Here is a 4,226-nt window from a genome sequence, read left to right on the forward strand (position 1 = left end):
GCCCGAGCTGCGGGAGTCGACCGCGCCCGCGCCGCTGCAGGTCGCGTCCTCCTCCGCGGTCGCCTGAATCCGAGCGCTCCGGCGCGGCGATCTCGTGACCCTCGACTTTCTTACTCACTGTATGTAAGTTCTCCTCCGCGCCCCGAGGACGAGCTCGGGTGCTCAGCACGATGGAGTGATGAGAGGAACGTCGATGAGGAAGCTCACGACCGCCGCAGCGGCAGCGGCAGCGGGGATCGCGCTCGCGCTGTCCGGCTGCAGCGCCGGCTCCGGCCAGGACGCGGACGTCGCGCCCGCGAAGTCGGGGACCGTCAGCTGGTGGGGGTACACCCCGGACACCCCGGTCGCCCAGCGGTACATCGCGGAGTTCAACAAGGAGTACCCGAAGATCAAGGTGACCTACCGGAACTTCGAGAACGTCGACTACCGCCAGGCGATCATCCCCGCGCTCGACTCCGGCAAGGGCCCGGACATCTTCGACACCTCCGCGGCCGGCGGGACGCCCGCGCAGTACGGGCCCTACGCGATCGACCTCACCTCCTTCGCGAAGCAGACCCTCGGCGCCGACTGGAAGTCGAAGATCGGCGCGAACTACGCCGACCAGCTGACCGACGACGGGCAGCTGACCGCGATGCCGCTCGGCGGCCAGGCGGCGGGCATGCTCTGGTGGAACAAGGACATCCTCGACAAGGCCGGCGCGTCGGTGCCGACCGACTACGCGTCGTGGGTCGACACCTGCAAGAAGATCACCGCCGTCGGCAAGGCGTGCTTCACGATGGGCGCCGGCGGCAAGGACACCTTCCCGACCGAGCTGTACCACTCCATCGCGAACTCGGTCGACCCGACCTGGTTCCTGAAGGCCGCCACCGGCAAGGCGAAGTGGACCGACCCGCAGGGGATCGAGACGCTGGACATCATCAAGCGGATGAAGGCCGACGGCATCATCGCGAAGAACGTGCTGGACGGCGGCCAGTACCCGCTCGCGGACGGCCAGTTCCAGAAGAGCGAGGCCGCGAGCGTCCAGATGGGCTTCTGGTACACGCAGTACTCCGGCGCGCAGTCGTGCAAGACCGCGGAGGAGTCCGCGGGCGTCTCGAACCCGACCTGCTTCGTGCAGGTGCCGTCCGCCTTCCCCGACGTCGCCGGCAAGGGCAACGGCTCGGCGTACTTCGGCGAGGTCGACTACGGGCTGTCGATCAACGCCGACTCCAAGAACGTCGGCGCGGCGAAGACGTTCGTGCGCTGGATGACCATGTCGAAGACGGGTCAGCAGAACGTCGCGAACGCGCTCGACCTGCTGCCGTCGCTGCAGGGGGTCCAGCCGGACTGGAGCGACATCACGCTGGTCGACCAGGCCGTGCAGCAGCCGGCGATCGAGAAGCTGATCACCGCGAGCGGTTCGACCACGCAGACCCGCCAGTACCAGACGACCGAGAAGACGCTGGACGGCATCGTCGTCGCGATCCAGCAGATCCTCGACCCGACGGTGGACAAGCCGACCCAGCAGATCGCGTCCGACCTGCAGGGCGCCTCCGAGGCCAGCACGGTCGGCACGAAGTGACGGGGCCGCGGGGGAGCAGGACGGACCGGGCGTGACCGCCACCGCGAACGTCGCCGCTCCCCCGTCGGCGGACCGGCGCGGGAACGACCGGGGCGGGCGGCCGAAGCGCGCCGTCCGCCTCGTCCCGACCGGGCTGCCGTGGATCCTGCCGGGCTTCGTGATCTCCGTCGGGCTCATCTACTACGCGATCGTCTACTCCGGCTTCCTGTCCTTCTTCGACTGGGGCGGCGGACGCCAGCGGCTGGTCCCGGTGGGACTCGGCAACTACGCGGAGGCGTTCGCCGATCCGGTGTTCTGGACGGCGATCAGGAACACCGGCGTCTACTTCGTCGCGGTGTTCGCGGTGCAGGTGGTCGGCGGGGTGCTGTTCTCGGCGGTGATGCACTCCCGGATCCGGTTCGCGAACCTCTACAAGGTCATCGTCGTGCTGCCGGTCGTCGTGGCTCCTGCCACGCTCGCCCCAGCCCACATCGAGGTCTGGCAGACCGACGGCACCGTGAACCACCTGCTCCAGGCGGTCGGCCTCGGGTCCCTCGCGCAGGGCTGGATCGGCCAGAGCACGACGTCGCTGCTCGTCGTCGTGCTGGTCGGGTGCTGGGGCTCGATCGGATTCGGCTTCATCCTCTACTTCGCGGGGATGGCGCAGATCGACCCCGAGATGGTGGAGGCGGCGCGCGTCGACGGCGCCGGCAACGCCCGCGTGCTGTTCAGCATCGTGCTGCCGAACCTGCGGCCGATCACGGTGTCGCTCGCGATCCTGAACTTCATCACGGCGCTGAAGCTGTTCGACAACGTCTTCCTGATCACGCAGGGCGGCCCGTCGCACTCGTCGGAGTTCCTCGGCACCGAGATCTTCACAGAGACGACGAACGCCTCCAGGAACCTCGGCTACGCCTCCGCGCTCTCGATCATCCTGCTGGTCGTCGCGGTCGTCGTCTCGGTCGGGATCCAGCTGCGCAGCCGCGAGCGGCTCACGCGGGACGCGGAGGCGCGCTGATGTTCGAGGTCCGCTCCATCCGCGCACGGCTCGTGCTCCAGATCGTCGTCACGCTGGCGATGATCCCGTTCCTCATCCCCATCTACGCGATGGTGACGCGCTCGTTCACCGGCGCCGGCTGGGGCAACTACGCCGCGGTGCTGGCCGTGCCCGGCTTCGCGCGCTTCTTCCTGAACTCCGCGATCGTCGCCGGCGGCGCGATCGTGATCATCTACACCGCGACGATGATGGCCGCGTTCGGGTTCTCCAAGCTGCGGGTGCGGGGCAAGGAGGTCTTCTTCTGGCTCATGATGGCGGCCCTCACGCTGCCGGAGGTGGTGCTGATCGCGCCGCTGTACTCCACCGCCGTCACCCTGCACCTGCTCGGCACGTTCTGGGCGGTGATCCTGCCCATCGCGGCGCTGCAGATCCCGTTCACGGTGCTGATCACCCGCGGCTACGTCGACGGCATCCCGGACACCCTGTTCGAGGCGGCCCGGCTGGACGGCGCGGGCAGCTGGCGCATCTTCTGGTCGCTGCTGGTGCCGCTCGCCCGGCCCATGGCGGTCGCGCTCGTCGTGCTCGTGCTGATCAACGCGTGGAACGCCTACCTGCTGCCGAAGGTGTTCCTCGTCGACGACGACCTGGGCGTGGTCACGCTGCTGCCGGAGTTCTTCCGCCGGCAGTACAACGACGACATCCCCAAGGTCCTCGCTGCGTCGCTCGTCACCGCGATCCCGACGATCCTTGCCTACATCGGGCTGCAGAAGCAGTTCGAGCGGGGCATGGCCGCCGGGGCCATCAAGTAGGCGAGGGACATCGTGACGAACGCAGCAGCGCCGACGACGGGCGGGATCGCGTGAGCGGCGTGCGACCGCTCGGGCAGTCGTCCGAGCACACCCGCAGCGCCATCCTCGACCTCGTCCGCTCGAGCGGATCGGTCAGCCGCATCGAGCTCGCGGAGATGTCGGGCCTGACCGGCGCGTCGATCACCCGCATCGTCAAGGCGCTGCTCGACGCGGGCCTGGTGGTGGAGTCCGGCCTCGCCGACTCCACCGGGGGCAAGCGCCGCAGCCTGCTCGAGCTGAACCCGCACGCCCGCTACGCCGCGGGCGTCTCGCTGGACGACGCCCGCCTCACCTACGTGCTCGCCGATCTCGGCGGCCGCGTGGTCGCGGAGTCCCAGTCGAGCGGCATCGGGCAGACCCCGCCCAGGGAGGTGGTCCCGCGGATCGCCCGCGAGCTGCGCGACCTGCTGGCCGGGGTGGAGGTGCCGCCGCAGGACGTCGTCGGCGTCGGTGTCGCGGGGGCCGGGCTCGACCTCAGCGCCCACGCGGAGCGGCTCTCCACGAGCGCGGAGGAGTGGGAGTCCTTCCCCGTGCAGGAGGAGCTCGAGGCCGCGATCGGCATCCCCGTGGTCCGCGCGAACGACGCCGCCTGCGCGGCGCTCGGCGAGTTCTGGGCGGGACGCATCGCGGCCACCCAGGACGTCGCGACCCTCTACATGGCGGCGGGGTTCGGCCTCGGGCTTGTCGTGGGCGGCCGCCTCCTGCGCGGCGCCTCCGCGAACGTCGGCGAGATCGGCCACATGGTGCTGCAGGCCGACGGCCCGGCGTGCTGGTGCGGGTCGCGGGGCTGCCTCGAGATCCTCGCCGCGCCGCGGGCCGTCGTCGCCGCGGCGATGGCGCA

Annotated in this window: 4 protein-coding genes; all 4 read left to right on the forward strand. The window is 70.0% G+C overall.

The features are described 5' to 3' along the window. The first annotated feature begins 193 nt into the window (after positions 1 to 193). Positions 194 to 1,561 carry an ABC transporter substrate-binding protein gene (locus tag ACFE60_RS17935; RefSeq protein WP_375390216.1) on the forward strand — a complete coding sequence of 456 codons (1,368 nt, stop codon included), beginning with the start codon at positions 194 to 196 and terminating at the stop codon, positions 1,559 to 1,561. 31 nt (positions 1,562 to 1,592) lie between these two features. Further along, the gene (locus ACFE60_RS17940) at positions 1,593 to 2,558 is read left to right on the forward strand and encodes a carbohydrate ABC transporter permease (RefSeq protein WP_375390217.1); all 966 of its coding nucleotides are present in this window, start codon (positions 1,593 to 1,595) and stop codon (positions 2,556 to 2,558) included. After that, entirely contained in the window at positions 2,558 to 3,346 is a 789-nt protein-coding gene (locus ACFE60_RS17945) for a carbohydrate ABC transporter permease (RefSeq protein ID WP_375390218.1), read from the forward strand. Before ACFE60_RS17940 ends, ACFE60_RS17945 begins: the two co-directional genes overlap by 1 nt. A 50-nt stretch (positions 3,347 to 3,396) precedes the next feature. Next, positions 3,397 to 4,226, forward strand: an 830-nt coding sequence (locus ACFE60_RS17950; RefSeq protein ID WP_375390219.1) for an ROK family protein, incomplete at its 3' end; no start/stop codon positions are given.

Origin of the sequence: uncultured Amnibacterium sp. (assembly GCF_964245895.1) — a bacterium.
Taxonomy (GTDB): Bacteria; Actinomycetota; Actinomycetes; order Actinomycetales; family Microbacteriaceae; genus Amnibacterium.